Source organism: Mycolicibacterium aromaticivorans JS19b1 = JCM 16368 (assembly GCF_000559085.1).
Taxonomy (GTDB): Bacteria; Actinomycetota; Actinomycetes; order Mycobacteriales; family Mycobacteriaceae; genus Mycobacterium; species Mycobacterium aromaticivorans.
In genome coordinates, this window is the sequence record NZ_JALN02000001.1 from 2,065,352 (window position 1) to 2,087,309 (window position 21,958).

Below are 21,958 nucleotides of genomic sequence, written 5' to 3' on the forward strand. Positions count from 1 at the left end.
ATCGGCCAAACGCCGGGAGACGGGGATCTCAGACGTCGTCGAGGCCTGTCAGATAGCGCTGGGCCAGATCCTGGTAGGCCTTGGGGTTGATGTTCACCCAAACCTCGGCCCGGGTTCCGGCGATCGGACCCTTGACCTTCGCCGGTGATCCGGTGACCAGCACCTCCTCCGGGATGTGGGTGCCGCCGACCACCAGTGAGTGCGCAGCGATCATGCTGCGGGCGCCGATCACCGCACCGTCGAGGACCGTGCAGTGATTGGCGATCAGGGCCTCGGCCCCGACGTGCACCCCATGGATGGTGCACATATGCGCGATCGTCGCCCCGGGACCGATATCCACCGGGATGCCCGGCGGGGCGTGCAGCACCGACCCGTCCTGCACATTGGCGCCCTCCCGGATCACGATCGGCGCGTAGTCCCCCCGCAAAACCGTGTTGAACCACACCGATGCGCCGGCCTCCACGGTCACGTCTCCGATGAGTACCGCAGTGGGCGCGACGAAGGCGGTCGGATCCACCCGCGGTGAACGCCCTTCGAACGAATACATCGGCATCGTCCAGATATACCGCACTTCAGGTGGGTAATCCGCTGCCAGTGCTGCTCTCATTGCGCGAAGAGTCGGAAAAACTGTAACGTGTTCTAGTTAGAACCTACGAGTTGGAGGGGCGCGAGGGTGACAAGCGGCATTCGCGAGATCGACACTGGAACCCTGCCGGACCGGTACGCCCGGGGCTGGCACTGCCTGGGCCCGGTCACTGACTACACCGACGGCAAGCCCCACCCGATCAACGCGTTCGGGACCAAACTGGTGGTTTTCGCCGATTCCAACAACGATGTGCACGTTCTGGACGCGTACTGCCGGCACCTGGGCGGCGACCTGTCGCAAGGCACTATCAAGGACGACGCCCTCGCGTGCCCGTTCCACGACTGGCGCTGGGGCGGCGACGGCCGTTGCCGCCTGGTCCCCTACGCCAAGCGGACCCCGCGATTGGCCCGCACCCGGTCCTGGGAGACCGACGTGCGCAGCGGGCTGTTGTTCGTCTGGCACGACCACGAGGGCAACCCGCCACAGCCCGAGGTGCGGATCCCGGAGATCCCGGAGTACGCAGGCGGCGAGTGGACCGAGTGGAAGTGGAACTCGATGCTGATCGAGGGCTCCAACTGCCGCGAGATCGTCGACAACGTCACCGACATGGCGCACTTCTTCTACATCCACTTCGGTTTGCCGACGTACTTCAAGAACGTCTTCGAGGGCCACATCGCCTCGCAGTACCTGCACAACGTCGGCCGGCCCGACGTCACGCTCGGCGGCTCCGCCTACACCGAGTCACACCTGGATTCCGAGGCGTCGTACTTCGGCCCGTCGTTCATGATCAACTGGCTGCATAACAACTACGGCGGCTTCAAGGCGGAGTCGATCCTGATCAACTGCCACTACCCGGTGACCCAGGATTCGTTCATGCTGCAATGGGGTGTGATCGTCGAGAAGCCCAAGGGCATGGACGACGCCATGAGCGACAAGCTGTCGGACGCCATGGTCGTCGGTGTCAGCAAGGGCTTCCTCCAGGACGTCGAGATCTGGAAGCACAAGACCCGCATCGACAATCCACTGCTCGTCGAAGAAGACGGCGCCGTCTACCAGATGCGCCGCTGGTATCAGCAGTTCTACGTCGACGTCGCCGACGTGACGCCCGACATGACCGACCGCTTCGAGCTCGAAGCGGATACCGCCCCGGCCAACGAGAAGTGGCAGGTTGAGGTTCAGGAGAACCTCAAGAAGCAGGCTTCTTCTGAAGGACAGCCCACCCAGGTGTGAACATGAGCCCCGAGGAAACGCCTGACGTCGACGACCTGGCGCGGTCCATGCTCGAGCTTCTCGGTGTGCACGAGCACGACGAGCCGCACGAGCACAGCGACGATGCGTCTGGATCATGGTCCAAGGCACCGGGTTTCGCCGCGGATCCGCAGCGGATGGCTGCCGTCCAGGAATCGACCCGCCAGGACCGGGAACGGTACCTGTCGGCCGGCCTGGTCGAGATCGACTGCCGGTTCTGCCACATCGCGGTGAAGGTCAAGAAGCTCGGTGCCGCCCACACCGCGGTGCAGTGGAGCAGCGAAGCGCAGCAGCGGTGCGCCTACTTCGCCGAGATCCGGGAAGCGGGCGGCAGCAGCGCCCGCACCCGGTCCTGCCCGAAGTTGTCCGACAGCATCAGACATGCTGTGGCAGAAGGCTGTCTGGAGGAGTACTCCAGCGCACCCGCCCCCGGCGACGGCTAAGCCCTCGCCGAAACCGACGTTTCGCCGCGAAAGTGGGAGTAGATCGCGACATTTCGTCGATCTCGGCGCCGGCTACAGCCCCTTGAAGCGCTCCTTGACCTGTTCCTCGGTCAGGCCGTAGTCGGCCAGCGAGTAGGTGTGCTTGGGCGCACGCGGGCCCTGCTTGCTTTCCTCGTCCGTCCGTTGGATCGCCGCGCGGGCATCGTCGGTCAGCTCGATACCGAAGTGCGAGTAGATCTTTTCCACGGTGCTGATCGGTTCGCGGATGAGCTCGAAGTAGTCGACATCGTAGAACTGCGCCGGATTGTGCTTGGCGCGTTCGGTGTTGAACAACTCCAGCCCGCGCGACCAGGTCTCCAGTGAGTCGGCGCCGATGACCTCGTCTTTGAACGTGTTCGACCAGCCCTCGGTGGTGTGCTGGGCCAGCGAGCACATCGAGGCCATGATCGTCTCGGCCGGCCGGTGGCACTGCAGGATCAGCGCATCCGGATAGACGGCGAACACCGCGTCCAGGGCGAACAGATGGCTGGGATTCTTGAGAACCCAACGCTTTTCGGGATCGTTGAGTCCGATCAGCTGCAGGTTCTTGCGGTGCCGCGCGTACGACTTGGTCCAGTCCTGTCGCGCAAGCCATTGCGCATACGTGGGCACGTGCGCGAGCGTCTCGTAGGACACCGAGTGCACGGACTGGCGCAACAGCTGCCAGCACTCCTCCACCTCGTCCGCGGTCATGTAGTGCAGGCCCGTGTAATCCGGGTTCTCCTCATGCGCCTTGGTGAACTGTGCGTCGATCTGCTGAAAGACCGGGTTGTCCTTCCACGATTCCCGCGGCGGCCGGGGTTGCGGGAACTCCGCGAGCCAAAGCTCCAGCCCCTGGTGCCTAGGATCCCCGCACAGCAACCGGTGCAATGCGGTGGTACCGGTGCGCGGCAGGCCGGTGACGAAGATCGGACGCTCGATCGGGACGACGACGTGCTCCGGATACTGCTTGAAGGCAGCCTCGGAAACAAGTCTGGCCACCAACGCATTTCGCACGAAGAACCGGTGCATCTTGCTACCGAGCTCGGTCAGGTCCGCATCGTTGCGGAACGACTCGAGCAGCACGCTCAGCGCCTCTTGATAGTTGTCGTCGTCGACGCCGAAATCGTCCATACCGGTGGCTTTGACCGCCGAGGCGATCAGACTTTCAACACTCAGGAAGTCAGCCATCAGTTGTGATACTCCCCGCAGTTGACGTCCAGTGTCTGCCCGGTGATGCCGTTGGACAGATCACTGGCCATGAACAGGATCGCCGATGCGACCTCGTCCTCGGTGGGGAGCCGCTTGAGATCGCTGTTGACCGCGGCCGCCTTGTAGATCTCGTCGACGGTCGTGCCGTACTTCCCGGCCTGGTGCTCGAAATAGCCTTGCAATGTCCCGCCCCAGATATAGCCGGGCAGCACGGAATTCACCCGGACGCCCTGGGGGCCGAGTTCACTGGCCAACGACTGAGACATCGACAGCAGCGCCGCCTTGGCCAGCTTGTAGGCGCCCTGCTTGGGGTCGGAGTGCCGCAGCACCATCGAGTTGACGTTGACCACCGAGCCCTTGGCCTCGACCAATGCCGGGGTGAATCCCTGGATCAGCCGCAGCGCACCGAGCACCGTGAGCTCCACCGTCTCGCGGATGTGATCGAACGAGGTGTTGGCGAACGGCTTCATCGACGGCACCTTGAACGCGTTGTTGATCAACACGTCGACCTTGCCGTAGGCGGCCAGGGTCTCCGTGACCAGGTTGTCGACCTGAGCCTCGTCAGTGATGTCGGTGCCCACCGACAGTGCGCGGCGGCCGAGGTCGGTGACCTGCTTGGCCACGTCGTCCAGACGCCCGACCGTGCGTGCCGCCAACACCAGGTCGGCGCCTTCCTCAGCACATCGGCGCGCCAGGGTGGTGCCCAGCGCGGGACCGACGCCACTGATCACGACGACCTTGTTCTCGAGCAAGCCGGCCATGTGTTTACCCCACCATCCTGTTGCCAATTAGTTTTTGACGCAGTGCGATTCGCTGACGCCAGTCGTCTTTGGAGATCTTGTTCTGCTCGTAGTAGGGCAGCTTGCCCGCGACCTCGCCGAGATCGACGATCTCCATCGTCGGGCCGTCGGCCTCGGTCAACGCGCGCGACACTCGCTGCCAGCGGAACTGCAGGTAACCCTTGCCATGCCCGAGCGTTTCGACCCAGTTGGTCACCCCGGGGCTCTTGTCGGCGACGACGATCCGGATCTTGCCATCCGGATCCGCTTGCGCCTGAGTGCCGTTGAGCGAGGTCTGGTGGTTGATGTAGTCCAGCGAGATGTACCAGAGGCTACCGAGCTGGAAGCCGAGGTACGGTGCGTCAGTGACCGGCAGCGTGATGACGATCGCCTGATCTTCGGTGATGTCGTAGTGGCCGACCGACGAGTATTGGGTGGCCAGCCCACCCGGGGTGAGCCGCGGCGCGGTCAGGGTGTTGACCGGCAGGTTGTCGTAGAACCACTTCGGGAACTGGAGCCACGTCTTCACACGTTGCACGAGCTGCTTTCCTGCTGTCGCCCAGCGTCTTTCGATCAGCTCTTTGGTCAGCGCCGGCGGCGCGGTCCCCGCGGTGTCGGTGCGCGCGATAGCGAAGCTGCCCCGCTCGGCGGACCAGTCGTTGTAGACCTCCCGAATGACCAGCTGCGCGTTGCTATCCGGGGTGAACCGCCACTCGAAGGTGCCGTCGGCGGCGATGTCGAGCTTGCGGTCGTCGAATGCGGTTTCGCTGTCCGGAACCACTTCGTCGGTGTACTCGCCACCGAGCAGCTGAAAGCTGACGTCGGTGGTGGTCCCGCGCTTACCGGTGACGACGTACTCGTTGCCGGCCACCACCCGGGTGCCGAAGTACATGGTGTCCGGATTGTCCAGGCCCATTTTGGTGAACGGGCCGGTGCCCGAGTGAAGGAAGGGATGGTCGCGGTCGTAGTCGAAGGCGACGTGCGTGCACGCCGCGACACAGCCGGCCAGGTACTGCAGGCCCTCCAGCAGGTCCGCCTCACTCTCGATGAAGTCGGCTTCCTTCACCAGCCGTTCGGACTCGGCAATGGCGTCCACCAAGGGCTGTGTGTACATGACCGCCTCGCGTTTCAAAATTGGACCGCACTGGTACGTTCTTGGGACTGAGACTAGAACGTGTTCTAATCTCAGTCAACCAAGCATGTGTTCCATATATGGAATATAGAGGTAGGATTTTGCAATGCCGGACGGCTCCGCTCCTGGTCGATCATCGCCCCCCACGCAACGCGTGGTGGCGATCCTGGATTTCCTGGCCAAGCATCCACAAGACAAGTTCGGCCTGTCGGAACTCTCTCGACGATTGCAACTTGCCAAGCCGACCTGCCTCGGCATCGTCACGACGCTGACCGAGTCGGGCTACCTGGTTCGGGACGCGGCCGACAAGACCTACCGGCTGGGCCCCAGCCTGATCGCGCTCGGTCACCTCGCCCAGGAGTCGTTACGGGTCAATCCGGCGGCACGCGCTGAACTCAGCAGGCTGTCGAAGACGTTCGAGACCACGGCGGCGCTCGCCGCTGTCGTGGACGACCGGATCACGCTGCTCGAGTTGGTCGGCCCACCCGGTTCCGATGTCGGGGTGCGTGTCGGGCAGAGCTACCCGTTCGCCCCGCCGGTGGGCTTGATGTTCGTGCTGTGGGACGACGAAGCACTGCGCGGGTGGCTCGGTCGCGCGCCGACCATTCCGCTGCGTACGGAGACGGAGCGACTGGACCGCGTCATCGCCGAATGCCGGACCGCCGGATACCTCGTCGAACGATTGACCCCCGGCGGCCAGCGGCTGTATGCGTTGATGGCGGGCATGTCCACCTCGATGCCCGACGAACTGCGTGCCCTCTTGGGCGAGTTGATCTCCGATATCGGTGAGCGGGTGTACTTGCGAAGCGAAACCGAGGGGCCGGGGTCGCGCCAGCGGCACGACGTCAGTGTCATCTCCGCACCCGTCTACGACCACCACCACCGGCAGGCGATGGTGGTGTCGCTTCAGATCGGTCGCGCTCTCACCGATTCCGAGATCGCCAAGCATGCAAAGGGTTTGGTGGCGACCGCCAACGCCCTCACCACACAGCTCGGTGGCACCAAACCGCAGTGGTGATCTGGCGGGGCCTAGCCCGACGGCGGCGACCACAGCTCCCCGATGACGGCCGGCAGTGCTCAGCTGACGCCCGCGAGCACGAACGGCAGGACCTCCGATACGCCGGCCCGACGCAAGCAGCGCGCCGCGGTGGTCAGCGTCCAACCGGTGTCGGTGACGTCGTCGACCAGAAGCACTGTCCGCGGAACCTGCTGCAGCGCAGTGAAGTCAGGCTCCTGCCAGGCATCGTGCAGTGCCGCGACCCGGTAGGCCGAGTTCACGGCCGTTACCGGCCGTCGCGTCGGGCGGTAGTGGAGCGTCCCCAGGTTTGTCAGCCGACCCGCCCGGCCGAGGCGGTCGACGACGGAACGGATCAGGACCGGATGCGCCGATGAGTCAAGCCCCATGACGGCCTCGGGTCGCGTCTCCCACGGCCAGTCGGCCAACACCGCGATCGCGGCGCGGACGAACTCGTCGGGGACTGGACCGTCCGGTGCATCCAGCAGCCTGCGCAACCGGGTGCCCCAGCCCAGATCCGTGAGCCGTCCGATCGCGCGGCCCTCCAGCGGCCCGTCGTCGATTCGCCCGCTCAGGTCGACCCCGAGCTTGGCCATGCCCGTGGGCCATAGCCGCCGTGGCGCCACCTCGACACCGCACTGCTGCAGCCGGTCGTTGGTGGCGTCGAGCGCACGCTCGTCGACCTCGGCGGTGAAGCGGGATCCGGCACAGTTGTCACACCGGCCGCAGCGATCTTGCGCTGACAGTTCCGGATCGTCCAATTGCGCACGGAGAAAAGCCATCCGGCAGCTGGTCGAGTTCTGATAATCGAGCATGGCCTGCTGTTCTCGGCTCCGGGCCGCGTCCAAGGTGCGATAGCGCTCTTCGTCATAGGTCCACGGCTGGCCGGTACCGATCCAGCCGCCCTTCACCCGCTGCACGGCGCCATCGACATCGAGCACCTTCAGCACCATTTCGAGTCGGTTGCGGCCCAGGTCGACGAGTGGTTCCAGCGCGGGTGTCGACAGCGGGCGGTCCGGCTCCAGCACGCCGATCACCTTGCGCACCAACGCTTCCGGCGGGAATGCGACCGAGGCGAAGTAACTCCATATCTCGGCGTCCTCATGTCCCGGAAGCAGGATCACCTCGGCGCGGGCGGTGGCGCGACCGGCGCGGCCCACCTGCTGGTAGTACGCGATCGGCGACTGTGGCGCCCCGAGGTGAATGACGAAACCCAGATCTGGTTTGTCGAATCCCATCCCGAGCGCGGAGGTGGCCACCAGAGCCTTGACCCGGTTGGCGAGGAGGTCGACCTCCATCTGCTCTCGCTCGGCGGGGTCGGAGGCTCCGGTGTACGCGGCGACCTGATGGCCCTGCTCCCGCAAGACCGCCGCCAGATCGCGGGCGGCGGCGACGGTCAAGGTGTAGATGATGCCGGACCCCTCCAGCGAATTGAGCTGTGCCGCAATCCAGGCGGCGCGCCCGGCGGCGGTGGGTACCTTGACGACCGACAGATGAAGCGACTCGCGGTCCAGACCGCCACGCAGGACCAGCGTGTCGCCACCACCGACGCCGAGTTGGGCCGCCACGTCGCCGACCACTCGGTCGTTGGCCGTCGCCGTGGTGGCCAATACCGGTACCCCGGAACCCAATTCGGCGATCAACGTTCGGATACGCCGGTAGTCCGGCCGGAAGTCATGTCCCCAGTCGGAGACACAGTGCGCCTCGTCCACCACCACCAGGCCGGCGTCGGCGGCCAACGACGGCAGCACCTGGACGCGGAATTCCGGGTTGTTCAACCGTTCCGGGCTGACCAGCAGTACATCGAGACCACCGTCGGCGACCTGGCGGTGGATGTCATCCCACTCGGTGACGTTGCCGGAGTTGATGGTCGCCGCACGCACCCCGGCGCGCTGCGCGGCGCTCACCTGGTTGCGCATGAGAGCCAGCAACGGCGACACGATCACCGTCGGCCCGCGGCCCTGCTCACGCAGCAGCTTGGCGGCGACGAAGTAGACGGCCGACTTGCCCCAGCCGGTGCGTTGCACGACCAGAGCCCGACGCCGGTGCACCACCAAAGCCTCGATGGCCGTCCACTGGTCGTCGCGCAGCACCGCTTGCGGGCCGGCCAGCTGCTCGAGAATCTTCTGTGCGTCAGCTCGGGTCGCGGTCATGGACCCATCGTGCCCGCAGGCGACGACAAGCTACTTGGCGGCAGCCTCTTGTTCGCGCTTGATCTCCAGCGCGATGTCGATGAGCTGATCCTCCTGGCCGCCGATGAGCTTGCGCTGTCCGGCCCGGTGCAGCAGTTGGTGGGCCGGCACGCCGTAGCGTTCGGACTGGCGGATGGCGTGCTTGAGGAAGCTCGAGTACACCCCGGAGTAGCCCATGATCAGAGCGTTGCGGTCCAGCAGACATTCGGCAGGCATCGCCGGTGCGACGACCTCCTCGGCGGCGTCGGCGATGTCGAAGAAGTCGATTCCGGTCTTGACGCCGATCTTGTCGAACACCCCGATGAGCGCCTCGACCGGCGCGTTGCCCGCACCGGCACCGAAGCGGCGGCACGACCCGTCGATCTGCTTGGCTCCCGCGCGGACGGCTTCGATCGAGTTGGCCACGCCCAGGCCCAGGTTCTCGTGGCCATGAAAACCAACTTGAGCATCCGACCCCAATTCGGCGACCAATGCGCTCACCCGGTCGGCCACGCCTTCGAGCACCAGCGCACCCGCCGAGTCGACCACATAGACGCACTGGCAGCCGGCGTCGGCCATGATCCGGGCTTGCTTGGCAAGCTTCTCCGGGCTGATCGTATGGCTCATCATCAGGAAGCCGACGGTCTCCAGCCCGAGTTCGCGGGCCAGCCCGAAGTGCTGGATCGAGACGTCGGCTTCGGTGCAGTGGGTGGCGATCCGGCAGATCGAGCCGCCGTTGTTCTGCGCCTCCTTGATGTCCTCCTTGGTGCCCACGCCGGGCAGCATCAGGAAGGCGATCTTGGATTCCTTGGCCGTCTCGGCGGCCAGCTTGATCAGCTCCTGCTCGGGTGTCTTGGAGAACCCGTAGTTGAAGCTCGAGCCGCCCAGCCCGTCACCGTGCGTCACCTCGATGACCGGGACGCCCGCGGTGTCGAGTGCGGCGACGATGGCACCGACCTCGTCCTTGGTGAACTGGTGGCGCTTGTGGTGGCTGCCGTCGCGCAGGGAGGTGTCCGTCATCCGGACGTCCCACATCGGGTTGAAGTAGATGTCGCTCATGCTTGTGCACCTCCAGAAACGGAAGCCCGTTCCTTCGCGATTTCCTCGCCGACCTTGGTGGCCGCGGCGGTCATGATGTCCAGATTTCCCGCATACGGCGGCAGATAGTCGCCCGCACCCTCGACTTCCACGAACGTGGTGACGAGGTGATGGCCGCCGTTGTACACACTCGGCTCGTCGAACTGCGGCTCGTTGAGCAGGCGGTAGCCCGGCACGTAGGTCTGCACCTCGGCGACGACGTCCTTGATGGACTGCGTGATCGCGTCGTGATCGGCGTCCTCGGGGATTGCGCAGAAGATGGTGTCGCGCATGATCATTGGCGGATCAGCCGGATTCAGGATGATGATCGCCTTGCCCCGCTTCGCGCCGCCGATCACCTCCACGCCGGCGCTGGTGGTCTTGGTGAACTCGTCGATGTTGGCCCGCGTGCCGGGGCCTGCCGACGCCGACGACACCGACGCGACGATCTCCGCATAGGGCACGTCGACGACGCGGGAGACGGCATACACCATCGGGATCGTGGCCTGGCCACCGCAGGTGACCATGTTGACGTTCGGCGCGTCCAGGTGCGCACGCAGGTTCGCCGGCGGGATCACGCCGGGGCCCACGGCGGCCGGCGTCAGGTCGATCGCGCGGATACCGGCTTCCTCGTAGCGGGGCGCGGCAGCCCGGTGCACGTAGGCGCTGGTGGCTTCGAACACCAGGTCCGGCTTTTCCGACTGCGCCAGCAGCCAGTCCACACCCTCGTGGCTGGTCTCCAGTCCGAGCTTGCGTGCCCGGGCCAGACCCTCACTCTCGGGATCGATGCCGATCATCCAGCGCGGCTCGAGCCACTCCGAACGGAGGAGCTTGTACAGCAGATCGGTGCTGATGTTGCCCGACCCGACGATGGCGACAGAACTCTTCTGGGGCACGTGAAGCCTCCTCTTATTCGAATGACAGCCGGACTGAACCCAGACCGGCGAAGTCCGCGACGAACTCGTCGCCTGGGTGGCAGTCGATGGCTCTGGTGCACGATCCGGGCAGGACGATGTCGCCCGCCTTGAGTCGCACACCGAAGCTCTCGACCTTGCGGGCCAGCCACGCCACTGCAGTGACCGGATTGCCGAGAACCGCGTCGCTGCGGCCCTCGGCCACCACGTCGCCGTTACGGGTGAGCACCGCGTCGATGCCCCTGATATCAACGTCTTTCGGCGATACCCGCTCCTTGCCGAGCACGTAGCCCGCCGACGACGCGTTGTCGGCGATGGTGTCGCACAGCGCGATCTTCCAATCCTTGATCCGGGTGTCGATGAGTTCGATCGCCGGGGCGAACGCCGCGGTGGCCGCCAGCACGTCGTCCTCGGTACACCCGGCGCCGGGCAGGTCGTCGGCAAGGATGAATCCGACCTCGACCTCGACGCGCGGGAACAGGAAGCGCCCGGCGGGAACCGGCTGGTCCTCGAACACCTCCATGTCGGCCAAAAGGTGGCCGTAGTCGGGCTCGTCGACGCCCATCATCTTCTGCATGGCCTCCGATGACAGGCCGACCTTGTGACCGACCACCCGAGCACCTTCGGCGATGCGTTGCCGGATGTTGATCAGCTGAATTTCGTAGGCGTCGACCACGTCGATATCGGGGTGGTTGGCCGTCAGCGGCGTCATCGGGACGCGACTGCGCTCCGCCTCGGCAAGGTCGGCGGCAAGCTCTTCGCGCGTCGAAACGCTCAGCATTCCCGGGAGTCCCATCGTCGGTGTGACCGGGGCGAACGGCGCCCGGTGCGGGCAATTCTAGTGTTGTCCGCAGCGCCGTGGGGTAAGCGTTCCGCTGATCGGAAGGGAGGGGTCAGTAGCGCCCGGACGGGGCAATTCTATAACGTGTTCTAGTATGACAGCTCAGGAGTTCGACGTCGTCGTCGTCGGAAGCGGTGCTGCCGGCATGGTCGCCGCACTTACCGCCGCTCACCAGGGACTATCGACAGTCGTCGTCGAGAAGGCCGCACACTTCGGCGGGTCGACCGCCCGCTCGGGTGGCGGCGTGTGGATCCCCAACAACGAGATCCTCAAGCGTGACGGGGTCACCGACACCAAAGAAGCCGCGCGCACCTATCTGCACACGATCATCGGCGACGTGGTGGCGCCCGAGCGCATCGACACCTACCTCGAGCGCGGGCCGGAGATGCTGTCGTTCGTGCTCAAGCACACGCCGCTGAAGTTGTGCTGGGTTCCCGGGTACTCCGACTACTACCCGGAGGCTCCGGGGGGCCGCCCCGGCGGACGCTCGGTCGAACCCAAGCCGTTCGACGCCAAGAAGCTCGGCCCCGATGAGAAGTTCCTGGAGCCCGCGTACGGCAAGGTTCCGCTCAATGTCGTTGTGATGCAGCAGGATTACATGCGTCTCAATCAGCTCAAGCGCCACCCCCGCGGTGTGCTGAGGAGCCTGAAGGTCGGCGCCCGCACCGTGTGGGCCAACGCACGCGGTAAGAACCTGGTAGGCATGGGCCGGGCACTCATCGCCCCGATGCGGATCGGCCTGCGCGAGGCCGGTGTTCCGGTGCTGCTCAACACCGCACTGACCGATTTGTACGTCGAGGACGGCGTGGTGCGCGGCATCTACGTCCGGGACACCACCGGACCGGAAGCGGCTGACCCGCAACTGATCCGCGCACGCCGGGGCGTCATCCTGGGCAGCGGCGGTTTCGAGCACAACGAGCAGATGCGCGTCAAGTATCAGCGCGCGCCGATCACCAGCGAGTGGACCGTTGGGGCCGCGGCCAACACCGGCGATGGCATCGTTGCCGCCGAGAAGCTCGGTGCCGCACTGGAACTGATGGAGGACGCCTGGTGGGGGCCCACGGTGCCGCTGGTCGGCGCCCCGTGGTTCGCACTATCGGAGCGCAATTCCCCCGGCTCGATCATCGTCAACTTGTCCGGCAAGCGCTTCATGAACGAGTCGATGCCCTACGTCGAGGCGTGCCACCACATGTACGGCGGCCAGTACGGTCAGGGCGCCGGTCCCGGCGAGAACGTACCGGCATGGCTGGTGTTCGACCAGCAGTACCGTGACCGCTACATCTTTGCCGGATTGCAACCGGGACAACGCATTCCGAAGAAGTGGATGGAATCCGGCGTCATCGTCAAGGCCGACACCCTCGAGGAACTGGCCAAGGTGACCGGGCTACCGGCCGACGCGCTACTGGCGACCATCGAGCGGTTCAACGGGTTCGCTCGCTCCGGTAAGGACGAAGACTTCCGCCGCGGCGAAAGCGCCTACGACCGCTACTACGGCGATCCGACCAACAAGCCCAACCCCAACCTCGGCGAGATCAAGAACGGTCCGTTCTACGCCGCCAAGATGGTGCCCGGAGATCTGGGCACCAAGGGCGGCGTCCGTACCGATGTCCACGGGCGGGCTCTGCGCGACGACGGTTCGGTGATCGAAGGCCTGTACGCGGCCGGTAATGTCAGCTCGCCGGTGATGGGCCACACCTATCCCGGTCCGGGCGGCACCATCGGCCCCGCGATGGCGTTCGGATATCTGGCGGCTTTGCACATTGCCGGAGCCGCTGGGCCGGCGACATCAGGCACTGGGAAGGGCTGACATGCCGATCGATCTGTCCGTCGCACTCGGCGCCGAGCTGGAGCCGGTTGAGTTCTCGTGGACGAGTAGCGATGTGCAGCTCTATCAGCTCGGCCTCGGTGCGGGCGCAGATCCGATGGATCCCAAGGAGTTGCGATACCTGGTGGACCGCACCCCGCAGGTGCTGCCCACCTTCGGCAACGTGGCGGCCAGCTTCCACATGACCGAGCCGCCGGAGGTGAAGTTCCCCGGTATCGAGATCGAGCTCAGCAAGGTGCTGCACGCCAGCGAGGCGGTGACGGTGCCCGCTCCGCTGCCGCCCAGCGGCACCGCGCGGTCGGTGCAGCGGTTCACCGAGATCTGGGACAAGGGCAAGGCCGCCGTCATCGTCAGCGAGACCACAGTGACCGATCCGGACGGCACACTGCTGTGGACCACCAAGCGGTCGATCTTCGCCCGCGGTGAGGGTGGTTTCGGCGGCGAGCGCGGCCCGTCGACAACGGTGGCTGCCCCGGACCGTGCGCCGGACTACGAGATCGCGGTTCCGGTGCTGCCGCAACAGGCGCTGCTGTACCGGCTCTGCGGAGACCGCAACCCGCTGCATTCCGACCCCGAATTCGCCGCGGCGGCAGGCTTTCCCAAGCCGATCCTGCACGGGCTGTGCACGTACGGCATGACCTGCAAGGCGCTGGTCGACACGCTGCTCGATTCCGACGCCTCGGCCGTGAAGACCTACGGCGCGCGGTTCGCCGGGGTTTGCTATCCCGGTGAGACCATCAAGGTCAGCGCATGGAAGGAAGACGGCCGCTATGTCGGCGTCGTCACCGCTCCGGGCCGCGACGACGCCGTGGTGCTCTCCGACGTGGAGTTCATCCCGGTCTGAGTTCGTGCGGTCGGCTGTCCAGATCACGGGGTGGTGTGATTTGGACGTCAGATTTACGCATAGGTCGGACTTTCAGCCGGCTCCAAGGTAGGAACTTAGGCAAAGCAAACTTTGGTGCTTCTACGAAAGGACGTCCTATGAAGATTGCCCCTACCAAGACCGTCGGCCTCGTCGGTGCGGCGCTGCTGGTGGGCGTTGCCGCAGTCGGCTGCGGCAACAGCGACAAGGGCGCCGAATCGTCGTCGTCATCGGCGGCGTCGAGTTCCTCCGCCACCTCCTCGGCCGCCGCTTCGGACACCACCAGCGCAGCGGCCACCGCCGCCCCCGCGGACGACTACAGCAAACTCCTGCTGAAGGCGTCTGACATCGACCCGAGCTTCACCGCCAGCCCGCCGGAGACGCCCCCGGCCGGTATCACCGGAATCGGCCAGACCATGTCCAACGCCGCGCAGAACCAGACCATCACGTTCCAGATCGTGATCGAGACGGATCCCGCTGCGGCGGTCAAGAGGCTCGATGACGCAAAGGCAACGGTCTCCAAGGACGTCGACGGAGCGCCGCAGCCCGCTGACGTCGGCGACGGCGGCTTCATCGCCACCGGCAAATCGCCCGACGGCTCGAAAGCCGTCACCGAGGTGTACTTCACCCAGGGTAAGGCAGTCACGAGCGTCGAGTTCAGCAGCGCGCCGAACGATCCGGTGCTGCCGGAGACGGCGCTCGCGATCGCCAAGATGCAGGCCACTCAGATCAAGAACAACCTCACCTAACAGCTCTTCGCTTTTCCGCCGAGCGTCACACCAGAGTCACGCTGAACGTTGAACGTGACCCTGGAGTGACGCTCGGCGTGCGATAGCGGCCCGCACCCGCCGGATGACATCGGCCGGCTGATCCCCGGCCAAGACCCGAATGACGACCCAGCCCAGCTCTTCCAGCTTTTCGCGGCGCCGCGAGTCCCAGGCGTATTGCATCCGGTCGGTACGGTGCTGCTGGCCGTCGTACTCGGCAGCTACCTTGATGTCCTCCCAGCCCATGTCGAGATACGCGATCAATTCACCGAACCTGTCATAGACAGCTATCTGGGTCTGCGGCCGCGGCAAGCCGGCCTCGACGAGCAGCAGACGCAGCCAGGTCTCCTTGGGCGACTGCGCTCCCCCGTCGACGAGGGAAAGGCTCTCGCGGGCCATCCGGATTGCGCGCCGACCCGGGTATCGCTCGGCCAGCACCCGCGCATCGGCAGGGTCAATGGACGTAGCTCGCGCAAGCGAATCGAGAGTAGGCACAGCAACATTCCGGGGATACCAGCAGGCTAGATCAAGTGCCGTTCGCAGGGGCGTGGTCACCGGCAAGCCGTAGATCAGCTGGAAATCGCTGTCGCCAAGCCGATCTCCGCGGACATTCACGCCTGAACGTCGATTCCTGTTGTCGTGGATGAGGTCGACGGCTGCGTTGCGGTCGATCCACTTCGCGCCATGCAGTGCTGCGGCAGAACGACCGGCGATGACGGCCTTACGCCCCGACCACAGCCAGCCGGCCCGAGCCCGACCCTGGGCGTCCAATTCGGTGCCGGCTGCTACATACACGTCGGGGAAAACGCGAGTAAAGCGACGCCGCAGCGCAGTCTTGGTGATGTCTCCGGCGGCGACGGCCTCACTTCCGATGAACGGCTGATTCATGGCGGCAGTGTGCCGCTAACCACCGACAACCGCCGTGAACGTCACGCCAGAGTCACGCTCGGGACTGAACGTGACTCTGGTGTGACGCTCGGCGCAAGGCCCTAGCCCAGGAGGATGCCCGACGTCGGGACGCCGGTGCCTGCGGTGACGAGCACGTGCTCGACGTTGTCCACCTGGTTCACCGAGGTGCCGCGCAGCTGGCGCACACCTTCGGCGATGCCGTTCATCCCGTGGATGTAGGCCTCGCCGAGTTGACCGCCGTGAGTGTTGATCGGCAGCCGTCCGCCGATCTCCAGCGCGCCGTCCTTGACGAAGTCCTTCGCATCACCCGGCTCGCAGAAACCCAACTCCTCCAACTGAATCAGCGTGAAAGGGGTGAAGTGGTCGTACAGGATCGCGGTCTGGATGTCGGCCGGCGTCAGACCCGACTGCGCCCACATCTGCTTGCCCACCAAACCCATTTCGGGCAGTCCGAGTTCGGGCCGGTAGTAGCTCGTCATCGAGTACTGGTTCGGGCTCGACCCCTGCGCCGCCGCCTCGATGATGGCGGGCCGATGCTTGAGGTCTTTGGCGCGCTCGGCCGAGACGATCACCAGGGCCACGCCACCGTCGGTCTCCTGGCAGCAGTCCAGCAGCCGCAGTGGCTCAGCGATCCATCGCGAATTCTGGTGATCCTCGATGGTGATCGGCTTCTCGTAGAAGTACGCCTTCGGATTGTTGGCCGCATGTTTGCGGTCCGCGACCGACACCGCGCCGAAATCACGGCTGGTCGCCCCGGAGTAGTGCATGTAGCGCTGGGCGATCATCGCGACCTGTGCGGCCGGCGTCGACAGCCCGTGCGGGTACGAGAACGAGTTGTCCACGCCGGTGGAGTCCGCGTTCTCGACCAGGCGCATCTGCACCTGACCGAAGCGCATGCCGGAACGCTCGTTGAAAGCCCGGTATGCCACCACACAATCCGCGACACCAGTGGCCACCGCGATCGCCGCCTGCTGGACGGTCGCACAGGCCGCACCGCCGCCGTGATGGATCTTGGAGAAGAACTTCAGATCGCCGATGCCGGTGGCCCGTGCGATCGCGACCTCGGTGTTCGAGTCCATCGTGAACGTGGTCATGCCGTCGACGTCGGCGGGCGTCAGGCCCGCGTCGTCGAGAGCGTCGAGCACCGCCTCGGATGCCAGCCGCAGTTCACTGCGACCGGAGTTCTTCGAGAAGTCGGTGGCTCCGATGCCGACAATCGCGGCCTTGCCGCTCAGCTCGCCCGGCATTACGCGGCGCCGATCGTCAGCGTGGCGGTGGCGATCACGTGATCACCAAGACTGTTGCTGCCCACGATCTTCAGCGAGATCACATCGCCCTCCACTGCAGTGACCTCACCGGTGAACGTCACCGTGTCGTAGGCGTACCAGGGTACGCCCAGACGCAAGCCGATCGACTTGATGACGGCGGTCGGGCCGGCCCAGTCGGTGATGAACCGCTGCACCAGACCGGTGTCGGTGAGGATGTTGACGAAGATATCCTTGGAGCCCTTGGCCTGCGCCTTGTCCCGGTCGTGGTGGACATCCTGATAGTCCCGGGTGGCGATCGCCGTCGAGACGATGAACGTCGGGTCGCCGTAGAACTTCAGCTCCGGCAGCTTGGTGCCGACTTCGATGGCTGGTGCGCTCATGTGGCAGGCTCCCACGCGTAGTTGGTCCAGGCAGGCCCGACGTCGTTGGCCGGGAAGTCGATATACATTGCGCGGACGGGCATTCCGATCTTCACGGTCGAGGGATCGACGTTGCGCAACTCCCCGAGCATCCGCACGCCTTCGGAGAGTTCGACGAGCGCGATCACGAACGGCAGCGTCCGACCGGGCACCTTCGGCGCATGGTGCACCACGAAGCTGAAGACCGTACCGTTGCCGCTGGCGACGACGTAGTCGGTCTCCTGCTCCTTGTCGAGCCACAACGCCGGCACCGGCGGATGCACCAGAGTGCCGTCCCCGCGCTTCTGGATGCGCAGTTCGTGCGCGTTGACGCCGTCCCAGAAGAACTTGGTGTCCTTCGACGACGCCGGACGCATGGCGGAGTCGGCATCGAGGTCATCCGGCACCGACGAAGCGGAAGCTTTGGCCCCGTCCTTTTCCGAAGGGATGAACTTCATGATGCGCCACATCATCTCGGCGACATCCTCGTCACCGACCGACCAGGTGATGGTCTGGGTGATGAAGAACGCCTCGCCCAATGCGGTCCGCTTGGGACCGACGACGTCGGTCAGCTCGGCGGCGACACTGACTTCTTCACCGGGCCGCAGATACCGGTGATAGGTCTGCTCGCAGTTGGTCGCGACGACACCGATATAGCCTGCCTCGTCGAACAATTCGATGATCTTGCCCAGCGGGTCGTCATCGGGGCGGACACCGCCCAGACCCATCATCGTCCACACCTGGATCATCGCCGGCGGGGCAACCAAACCGGGATGGCCTGCCGCCTTGGCGGCGTCCTCATCGACGTAGATCGGGTTCTTGTCCCCGATCGCGTCGAGCCAGTGATCGACCATCGGCTGGTTGACCGGATGGCGGGCGACGCGCGGCTTGCTCTTGCCCTCAGCCTTGACCCGTTCGGCGGCGGCCTTGATGTCGTCGACCGCGCTCATCTGGGCACCCTCGGCACCTTCAGGCCGGCAGCCGCGATCATCTCCCGCATGACCTCGTTCACTCCGCCACCGAATGTGATCACCAGGTTGCGCTTCGTCTGGCTGTCCAGCCAGTCCATCAGCTCCGCGGTCTCCGGATCAGCCGGATTGCCGTGTGCAGCAACGATTTCCTCGGCGAGTCGGCCGGCATACTGGATGCGCTCGGTGCCGAACACCTTGGTGGCGGCAGCATCCGCGATGTCGATCTCCTCCCCCGACGCCGCGACCTGCCAGTTGAGCAGTTCGTTGATGCGCCACATGGCCTTGAGCTCGCCAAGCGAGCTCTTGACGTCCGCGTGATCAAGCGGGGTGTTTCCGTTGCTGCCCGGCTTCGAGGCCCAGGAATGCACCTTGTCGTAGAGCGCCGCGAACCGGCCGGCCGGTCCCAGCATGACCCGCTCGTTGTTGAGCTGGGTGGTGATCAGCCGCCATCCGCCGTTCTCTTCACCGACGAGCATGTCGGCGGGCACCCGCACGTCGTTGTAGTACGTGGCGTTGGTGTGGTGGGCGCCGTCGGACAGGATGACCGGCGTCCAGGAGTAACCCGGATCCTTGGTGTCCACGATCAGGATCGAAATGCCCTTGTGCTTCACGGCTTCCGGATCGGTGCGGCAGGCCAGCCAGACATAGTCGGCATCGTGGCCGCCGGTGGTCCACATCTTCTGGCCGTTGACGATGTACTCGTCACCCTGCTTGACCGCCGAGGTCCGCAGCGACGCCAGGTCGGTGCCAGCCTCCGGTTCGCTGTAGCCGATCGCGAAGTGCACCTCGCCGGCCAGGATCGCCGGCAGGAACTTTTTCTTCTGCGCTTCGGTTCCGTACTGCTGCAACGTCGGCCCGACGGTCTGCAGCGTCACCGCGGGCAGCGGCACGTCGGCACGCTGCGCCTCGTTGACGAAGATCGACTGCTCGATGGGGCCGTACCCCAAGCCGCCGTACTCCTTGGGCCAGCCGGCACCCAGCTTGCCGTCGGAGCCCATCCGCTTGATGATCGCGCGGTAGGCCTCGTTGTGCCGGTCGGACTCCATCGCCTGGGCTTCCTCAGGCGAGATGAGATTCGAAAAGTATTCCCGCAGTTCAGCTTGCAGCTGTTTCTGCTCAGGAGTCAGCTCGATGAACATTTATGCTCCCACCAGTTCCAGACGGTGTGCCTTGCCACCCAACAGTCGGGTGAGATCTTTGATCGACGAGTAGTAGCGGTGCATCGGGTAGGTGATGTCCATACCCATACCGCCGTGCAGATGGTGGCACAGCTGCATGACCGGCGGGGCCTGCGAAGTCACCCAGTAGCCAAGGATGTCGATGTCCTCGGTCGCGTCGCGCCCCTCGGACAGTGCCCAGGACACCGCCGTCGACGCCAACGTGATGGTTCGCGAGGCAATGTAGATCTCGGCGAGCTGCGCGGCGACGGTTTGGAAGGTCGACAGCGGCTTGCCGAACTGGTGCCGGTTGGCGACGTAGTCGGCGGTGAGCCGCAGCGCACCTGCCACCAGGCCGGACGCGTAGGCGCCCACGGCGGCAACCACCAGCTGGTTGATCCGGCGCACGGAATCGCTGCCGCCCAACACATCCGCGCTGTCGACGGGGGTGTCGGCGAAGGTGACGACGTATTCGTCGGCGTGTGTCGCCGACGGGGTCTTCGCCAGGCTCACACCGGCCGCCTTGGGCGACACCACCACCACACCGCTGTCGGTGCTCACGACGATCCAATCCGCAAGCTCGGCAAAGGGAACGCCGATCTTGGTGCCGTTCAGCTTGCCGTCCGTCAGCCGCGTCTCGGGCCGCTCGGGCAGCGATCGCCCCGGCTCGTTGAGCGCCGCCGTCAGCACCGCACCCGTGGCGACACCGGCCAGGTAGCGATCCTGCTGGGCGTCCGACGCCAGGTCCAGCAGCGGAAGCAGACCCAGACCGAGGGTCGCGAACGCAGGACTGATGTTGCCGAATCTGCCGATCTGGGTGAGCGCCGCGGTGATCTCGGCCAGACCGAGGCCGTCACCGCCGAGCCGCTCCGGGACGCCGAACGCCACGACGCCACCAGAAACCAGCGCGTCCCAGCTGTTGTCCCGCTCGAGTGCGGACGTCACCACGTCGGTGACTGCCTGCTGCCCTTCGTCCGGACTGAAGTCCACGAAGAATCCTCCTTGATTCTCAGGCGATACGCGTTTTAGGCCGATGCTCCGGTGTAGTCGACTTGCCAGTGCTTGATGGCGTTGAGCCACCCCGAACGTAGCCGCTCCGGCGTGCCGGCCGAGGTGAGATCGGGCATGTGGTCAGCAACTGCGTTGAAGATCAGGTTGATCGTCATCCGGGCCAGGTTGGCGCCCACGCAGTAGTGCACCCCGGTGCCGCCGAAGCCCACATGCGGGTTCGGGTTGCGCAGGATGTTGAAGCTGTACGGGTCCTCGAAGACCTCTTCGTCGAAGTTGGCCGAGCGGTAGAACATCACCACCCGCTGGTCCTTCTTGATCTGCACACCGGACAGCTCGACATCTTCGGCGGCGGTGCGCTGGAACGCGGTGACTGGGGTGGCCCAGCGGACGATTTCGTCGGCCGCGGTCTCCGGGCGCTCCTTCTTGTAGAGCTCCCACTGGTCGGGGTTGTTCGCGAACGCGATCATGCCGTGGGTGATCGAGTTGCGGGTGGTCTCGTTGCCGGCCACGGCAAGCATCATCACGAAGAAGCCGAACTCGTCGTCGGAGAGCTTCTCGCCGTCGATGTCGGCGTTGATCAGCGCGGTGACGATGTCGTTGCCGGGGTTCTTGCCCTTCACCTCGGCCATGTGCATGGCGTAGGCCAGCACCTCCATCGACGACTGCTTGGGATCGACGTCGAACTCTTCGTCACCGTTGCCGGTCATCTCGTTCGACCAGCGGAACAGCTTGGCGCGATCCTCCTGGGGCACCCCCAGCAAATCGGCGATCGCCTGCAGCGGCAGCTCACAAGCGACCTGCTCGACGAAGTCACCGTTGCCCTGCGCGGCAGCCTCTTTCGCGATGATCTGGGCCCGCCGGTCGAGCTCGTCACGCAGAGCGCCGATGGCGCGCGGCGTGAACCCCTTGGAGATGATCCGGCGCAACCGGTCGTGGTACTCGCCGTCCATGTTGAGCATGACGACCTTCTGCAGGTCGATGTCCTCGCGCGCCATCTCATCGGGGAACTGCGGGATCGCGGTGTTCGGCGAGCTGAGGAAGACGTCGTTGCGGCGCGAGACCTCTTTGACGTCCTTGTGCTTGGTGACGACCCAGTAACCGCCGTCGTTGAAGCCGCCCTTGCCGATAGCCTGTTCGCACCACCAGATCGGCGCGACCCGGCGCAGTTCGGCGAGCTCCTCGACCGGCAGACGCTGCACATGCAGGTCCGGATCCAGAAAATCGAAACCGGCCGGGATGTTGGGGGTTGGCATGATGATGCGCTCCTCAATATGACGTGTTCTAGTGCCAGTAAAACATGCCTTCACCGCAGACAAAAGGCACCGTGGCATCCTCGCTTGTCAGACTAATGAAA

General features: G+C 65.2%; 21 protein-coding genes. 6 read left to right on the forward strand and 15 right to left on the reverse strand.

Going from position 1 to position 21,958, the window contains the following annotated elements; all coding sequences use genetic code 11:
- Positions 1–28: 28 nt before the first annotated feature.
- Entirely contained in the window at positions 29–553 is a 525-nt protein-coding gene (locus tag Y900_RS10030; RefSeq protein ID WP_036346357.1) for a gamma carbonic anhydrase family protein, read from the reverse strand.
- A gap of 120 nt (positions 554–673) precedes the next feature.
- Between Y900_RS10030 and Y900_RS10035 the strand changes: the two genes are divergently transcribed.
- Both Y900_RS10035 and Y900_RS10040 read left to right on the forward strand, forming a co-directional pair.
- Positions 674–1,816: a 3-ketosteroid-9-alpha-monooxygenase, oxygenase component gene (locus tag Y900_RS10035; protein WP_036341714.1), complete on the forward strand. Its 1,143-nt coding sequence runs from the start codon at positions 674–676 to the stop codon at positions 1,814–1,816.
- A 2-nt stretch (positions 1,817–1,818) separates the two neighbouring features.
- Positions 1,819–2,277 carry a hypothetical protein gene (locus Y900_RS10040; RefSeq protein WP_036341715.1) on the forward strand — a complete coding sequence of 153 codons (459 nt, stop codon included), beginning with the start codon at positions 1,819–1,821 and terminating at the stop codon, positions 2,275–2,277.
- 72 nt (positions 2,278–2,349) lie between these two features.
- Here Y900_RS10040 and Y900_RS10045 read toward each other — a convergent pair whose 3' ends face one another.
- The 3 genes from Y900_RS10045 to Y900_RS10055 are packed head-to-tail and all read right to left on the reverse strand — an operon-like array spanning position 2,350 to position 5,400.
- A complete protein-coding gene (locus tag Y900_RS10045; protein WP_036341716.1) occupies positions 2,350–3,486 on the reverse strand; it encodes a sulfotransferase family protein in 1,137 nt (378 codons plus the stop codon).
- Complete coding sequence (locus Y900_RS10050; protein ID WP_036341717.1) at positions 3,486–4,268, reverse strand: SDR family oxidoreductase; 783 nt, start codon at positions 4,266–4,268, stop codon at positions 3,486–3,488. Before Y900_RS10050 ends, Y900_RS10045 begins: the two co-directional genes overlap by 1 nt.
- Positions 4,269–4,272: 4 nt before the next feature.
- A complete protein-coding gene (locus Y900_RS10055) occupies positions 4,273–5,400 on the reverse strand; it encodes a hypothetical protein (RefSeq protein ID WP_036341718.1) in 1,128 nt (375 codons plus the stop codon).
- 124 nt (positions 5,401–5,524) lie between these two features.
- Between Y900_RS10055 and Y900_RS10060 the strand changes: the two genes are divergently transcribed.
- On the forward strand, positions 5,525–6,436 hold the full coding sequence (locus tag Y900_RS10060) for an IclR family transcriptional regulator (protein WP_036341719.1): 912 nt from the start codon (positions 5,525–5,527) through the stop codon (positions 6,434–6,436).
- 59 nt (positions 6,437–6,495) lie between these two features.
- On the opposite strand, the gene Y900_RS10065 is transcribed toward Y900_RS10060, so the two are convergent.
- Genes Y900_RS10065 through Y900_RS10080 form a run of 4 tightly spaced genes read right to left on the reverse strand, consistent with a single transcriptional unit; the run spans position 6,496 to position 11,376 of the window.
- The gene (locus tag Y900_RS10065; RefSeq protein WP_036341720.1) at positions 6,496–8,586 is read right to left on the reverse strand and encodes a RecQ family ATP-dependent DNA helicase; all 2,091 of its coding nucleotides are present in this window, start codon (positions 8,584–8,586) and stop codon (positions 6,496–6,498) included.
- Positions 8,587–8,616: 30 nt separating this feature from the next.
- Positions 8,617–9,663, reverse strand: coding sequence for a 4-hydroxy-2-oxovalerate aldolase (gene dmpG / locus Y900_RS10070; RefSeq protein ID WP_036341721.1), 1,047 nt, complete (start codon positions 9,661–9,663; stop codon positions 8,617–8,619).
- Entirely contained in the window at positions 9,660–10,577 is a 918-nt protein-coding gene (locus Y900_RS10075) for an acetaldehyde dehydrogenase (acetylating) (RefSeq protein ID WP_036341722.1), read from the reverse strand. The genes dmpG and Y900_RS10075 overlap by 4 nt, the downstream gene beginning before the upstream one ends.
- A gap of 13 nt (positions 10,578–10,590) precedes the next feature.
- A complete protein-coding gene (locus Y900_RS10080; RefSeq protein WP_036341723.1) occupies positions 10,591–11,376 on the reverse strand; it encodes a 2-keto-4-pentenoate hydratase in 786 nt (261 codons plus the stop codon).
- Positions 11,377–11,530: 154 nt separating this feature from the next.
- Between Y900_RS10080 and kstD the strand changes: the two genes are divergently transcribed.
- The 3 genes from kstD to Y900_RS32345 all read left to right on the forward strand — a co-directional run bounded on the left by kstD (position 11,531) and on the right by Y900_RS32345 (position 14,872).
- Positions 11,531–13,243 carry a 3-oxosteroid 1-dehydrogenase gene (kstD, locus tag Y900_RS10085; protein ID WP_036341724.1) on the forward strand — a complete coding sequence of 571 codons (1,713 nt, stop codon included), beginning with the start codon at positions 11,531–11,533 and terminating at the stop codon, positions 13,241–13,243.
- Between the two features lies 1 nt (position 13,244).
- Positions 13,245–14,105: an enoyl-CoA hydratase ChsH3 gene (locus Y900_RS10090; RefSeq protein ID WP_036341725.1), complete on the forward strand. Its 861-nt coding sequence runs from the start codon at positions 13,245–13,247 to the stop codon at positions 14,103–14,105.
- 137 nt (positions 14,106–14,242) lie between these two features.
- The gene (locus tag Y900_RS32345) at positions 14,243–14,872 is read left to right on the forward strand and encodes a hypothetical protein (protein ID WP_036341726.1); all 630 of its coding nucleotides are present in this window, start codon (positions 14,243–14,245) and stop codon (positions 14,870–14,872) included.
- Between the two features lie 36 nt (positions 14,873–14,908).
- On the opposite strand, the gene Y900_RS10100 is transcribed toward Y900_RS32345, so the two are convergent.
- From Y900_RS10100 to Y900_RS10130, 7 genes are all read right to left on the reverse strand, one after another.
- A complete protein-coding gene (locus Y900_RS10100; protein ID WP_036341727.1) occupies positions 14,909–15,778 on the reverse strand; it encodes a hypothetical protein in 870 nt (289 codons plus the stop codon).
- A gap of 101 nt (positions 15,779–15,879) precedes the next feature.
- Positions 15,880–17,046 carry a 17-hydroxy-3-oxo-4-pregnene-20-carboxyl-CoA lyase gene (locus Y900_RS10105; RefSeq protein ID WP_036341728.1) on the reverse strand — a complete coding sequence of 389 codons (1,167 nt, stop codon included), beginning with the start codon at positions 17,044–17,046 and terminating at the stop codon, positions 15,880–15,882.
- Positions 17,046–17,447: a MaoC family dehydratase gene (locus tag Y900_RS10110; protein WP_036346359.1), complete on the reverse strand. Its 402-nt coding sequence runs from the start codon at positions 17,445–17,447 to the stop codon at positions 17,046–17,048. The genes Y900_RS10105 and Y900_RS10110 overlap by 1 nt, the downstream gene beginning before the upstream one ends.
- The gene (locus Y900_RS10115; RefSeq protein ID WP_036341729.1) at positions 17,444–18,415 is read right to left on the reverse strand and encodes a bifunctional MaoC family dehydratase N-terminal/OB-fold nucleic acid binding domain-containing protein; all 972 of its coding nucleotides are present in this window, start codon (positions 18,413–18,415) and stop codon (positions 17,444–17,446) included. The genes Y900_RS10110 and Y900_RS10115 overlap by 4 nt, the downstream gene beginning before the upstream one ends.
- Positions 18,412–19,575: an acyl-CoA dehydrogenase FadE29 gene (fadE29, locus tag Y900_RS10120; protein WP_036341730.1), complete on the reverse strand. Its 1,164-nt coding sequence runs from the start codon at positions 19,573–19,575 to the stop codon at positions 18,412–18,414. The genes Y900_RS10115 and fadE29 overlap by 4 nt, the downstream gene beginning before the upstream one ends.
- Positions 19,576–20,583, reverse strand: a complete 1,008-nt coding sequence (locus Y900_RS10125; RefSeq protein ID WP_036341731.1) for an acyl-CoA dehydrogenase family protein — start codon at positions 20,581–20,583, stop codon at positions 19,576–19,578.
- 35 nt (positions 20,584–20,618) lie between these two features.
- Positions 20,619–21,857: a cytochrome P450 gene (locus Y900_RS10130; RefSeq protein WP_036341732.1), complete on the reverse strand. Its 1,239-nt coding sequence runs from the start codon at positions 21,855–21,857 to the stop codon at positions 20,619–20,621.
- Positions 21,858–21,958 lie beyond the last annotated feature (101 nt).